Source organism: Agreia sp. (assembly GCF_964263775.1).
GTDB lineage: Bacteria > Actinomycetota > Actinomycetes > Actinomycetales > Microbacteriaceae > Agreia.
In genome coordinates this window covers 1-2,724 of sequence record NZ_CAXVWM010000072.1, presented here as the reverse complement: position 1 = coordinate 2,724, position 2,724 = coordinate 1, and the positions used below count along the sequence as shown (strand labels likewise).

The following is a 2,724-nucleotide window of genomic DNA, read 5'->3' as shown; positions in this document are numbered from 1 at the left end:
TCGCTGATTTCCACCCCGGGAATTCCGGCGGCCGCCTCGTAGAGCGCGGCACGAACATCCGCCGGCGTCACCCCGGTGCGCAGGGTGTCGGCGATCCAGTTGAGCGCCGCGCCGTCTGGCGAATTGCCGCCGCCGGCCGTGGCCTTGTAGATGTCGTTCAGCAGCTGCTGCCCGTCTCGCGGCAGGGCGTCGAAGTCGGGCGCCATCGAGTTGCCGTAGAACTGAGCGTCGGGAGCCCGAAGCAGCTCGGGCACACCGTCGGCCTCGGCCACCTCGTCGGCATAACTCTTTTGCGCCAGCGCCTCGCCCTCGGCGCTGAACGACTCGTACGGCTCGCGAAAGACCGCACCCACACCCAGTCGTCCGACCGATCCGCCGGAAGATAGAGCTTGTCGCGGTTGATCGACAGATAGCTCACGTAGTCGCCCGCCTCGGTGAACGTGGTGTTGCCGTAGACCGCGTCGGTCTCGACCAGCAGGTACTGACCGGGCGCCACCACCGGGTCGGAGTTCTCGACCGCCGCGAGCGCCGCCGCCTGCAGAGCGTCGGCCGCAGCCGGCTCCGCACCACCGCGCCACTCGGCGAATCCGAGCACGTTCGTGGCCACCAGCGCCACCGTCAGCACCCCGGCACCGAGGGCGCCCAGGCCGACCCAGCGCACCGGATGACGTCGCTTCGCGACGGCTGCCGCGGCATCCGGCCTCGCACCCCGAATCCCGTGACCAGCACGGGCACCGGCACCCGCCTCGACACCGGCGCGCTCGAGAAGTGCCGTGCGCCCCCGGTCGAGAGCGGCCTGCTCGGGCGACTACGCCGGTCGGGTGGCGGGGTTTCGTCGTGCCGCGTGTCCCTGCAAGACTGCATGAATGAGCATTGCCGACGACAACGAAGATTCGACCCCGAAGAGGTTTCGGCGCCTGCGGTTCAACCCCCTGCGCGAGATCCTGCCCTACGTCTGCATCATTCTGGGAATCGTGATGGCTGCGCGGCACGGGTTCACGCTTGCCGGCAATGAAGGTGTTCTGGTGATCTGCAGCCTCGCCCTCGTTGCCCTCGGCGTCATCGCCATTCCCGTCAACCTGTGGTTGAAGAAACGCGGCCTCTGACCGCGCCTGCCCGTGTCACCAATCGAGAAGTCATCGTTCGAGCACGCTCTCACGGCGTCTGCTCCCCATTAGTAGGGTCAACGCTCGACGGCGTTGCGCGATCACGCGTCGCCTTGCGCCACCTGTATCCCAAGTCGAGGGTCGTCCCCAAGCAGAGGACACAGCCCAGGATCGCAACAGAATCCTTGGCGACGAACCCCTCTGTGATAAGACGCACGATGATCAATATGCCGAGAGCAATGGTGAACGCACCGAATAACAACGCTCGCAACCCGAGACCGCGCGGTGTGTTCATAGCTGGTCGCTCGTTTCGTCGTCGTCGACGGATACCCAGGGCTGTCGCGCGACATAGGCGTAGAAGCCGATGATGAAAAGCATGCTGGCCGCCAGAGGAAAGAAGCCCCACCCGAACAGGTATCCGGCGCCGAGGAAGACGTTTCCCAGGGCGATCGCGACGGCAGCTCCGATCAGCAGAAACGCACCGCCGGCCACGTTCCACCCCGGTGACACATTCATCGACAGCTGCACGTCACGCAGACGATCCGAGCCCCTTATCCGCCTCGGCAACAGCACAACGACTGCAAGAAAGACCGAGCAACACAACCACGGAAGAACACTTCCGGCAACATCCATTACTCGCCCCTCGGCTCTGTCTACTCCACCGTCGAAGCAACTCCTTGTGCAATCGAGTGTGGCCCCACCAATATATTGATTGGCCGAACCAGTGTCATCGAACGGGGAAATCATGCGCAGTCGGCACGGCAGAAAAGGCACGACGAACAAAGTTTTCGTTGCGATCGTCAGCGGTGTCGCGATTGCAATAGTCGGAGTAGTCGTCGCATTCACGGTAGACGCCTTCTGGGGCACCATGACCAGTCTCGTCGGCGTCACACTCGCGGGGGCGGCGGGGCGCATCCGAATCGAACGTCGCAACAGAGCAGCCGACAACGTTCACGGCCCCGGCTCGCTCATTCAACAGCGGATGAGACTCAACCGATCACGAAACACAGGGCTCCAGTTCCTGGCAGCGAGCGCACTTTTTCCAGCCCTCGAGGTGATCTTTGTCAGCATCGACCCCAGCCGCCCTGCGAGACTGAGCGCCATATTTCCCAGCGTTATGTTCGCTACGTTCGGCATCACGCAATTGGTTGTGGCAGCGAACGAACGAAAAAGATTCGAGAACGAATTCGGCAGGGCTGCCGGCAAACAACAGGCCGCGGAGCACTGAAGCGCGCTGCCGATCCCGACGGGTACCTGGTTCGGTTCCAGACGACGCACGGCCGCCGGGCCGTTACTCAGAATTGACGAACGCGCCCGGCACCGCCGGCTGAAGCGCCCACGCGGTGACCTTCACGGTCGAGCCCTCGACGACATCCAGACTCACCGGCCACGAACCGCGCACCGCACCCGCGTACTGCGCCGTCTACAGCTTCGTCGCCACGAGGCTCGCGCCATCCAGTTGAAGTTCGGCGGACAGGAGTCGAGTTCGAGCGTCGTTCAGCCGGATGTTCACTGCCGCTGCATCCATGGGCTGCCTTCGCGAGTTGACCCGCGGCGTCATGCCGCACGACCAGCAGCAGGGCGAAGGGGCAGGCCGAACACAAGGATGCCGTCGGCC

Annotated in this window: 4 protein-coding genes; 2 read left to right on the top strand and 2 right to left on the bottom strand. The window is 64.2% G+C overall.

The annotated features are described in order from the left end of the window. Nucleotides 1-353: hypothetical protein (locus ACE5CZ_RS05980; RefSeq protein ID WP_374946421.1), on the bottom strand; the 353-nt coding region annotated here is incomplete at its 3' end. Between the two features lie 513 nt (nt 354-866). On the opposite strand from ACE5CZ_RS05980, the gene ACE5CZ_RS05975 reads away from it, so the two are divergent. Further along, nucleotides 867-1,106, top strand: a complete 240-nt coding sequence (locus tag ACE5CZ_RS05975; RefSeq protein WP_374946420.1) for a hypothetical protein — start codon at nt 867-869, stop codon at nt 1,104-1,106. A 291-nt stretch (nt 1,107-1,397) separates the two neighbouring features. On the opposite strand, the gene ACE5CZ_RS05970 is transcribed toward ACE5CZ_RS05975, so the two are convergent. Beyond that, nucleotides 1,398-1,634: a hypothetical protein gene (locus ACE5CZ_RS05970; RefSeq protein ID WP_374946419.1), complete on the bottom strand. Its 237-nt coding sequence runs from the start codon at nt 1,632-1,634 to the stop codon at nt 1,398-1,400. A gap of 184 nt (nt 1,635-1,818) precedes the next feature. Here ACE5CZ_RS05970 and ACE5CZ_RS05965 point away from each other — a divergent pair, with 184 nt between their 5' ends. Further along, complete coding sequence (locus ACE5CZ_RS05965) at nt 1,819-2,334, top strand: hypothetical protein (RefSeq protein ID WP_374946418.1); 516 nt, start codon at nt 1,819-1,821, stop codon at nt 2,332-2,334. Nucleotides 2,335-2,724 lie beyond the last annotated feature (390 nt).

Bases quoted from the DNA above. Each gene is read 5' to 3' on its own strand.
- ACE5CZ_RS05975 (WP_374946420.1), top strand. From the start codon at position 867: ATGAGCATTGCCGACGACAACGAAGATTCGACCCCGAAGAGGTTTCGG.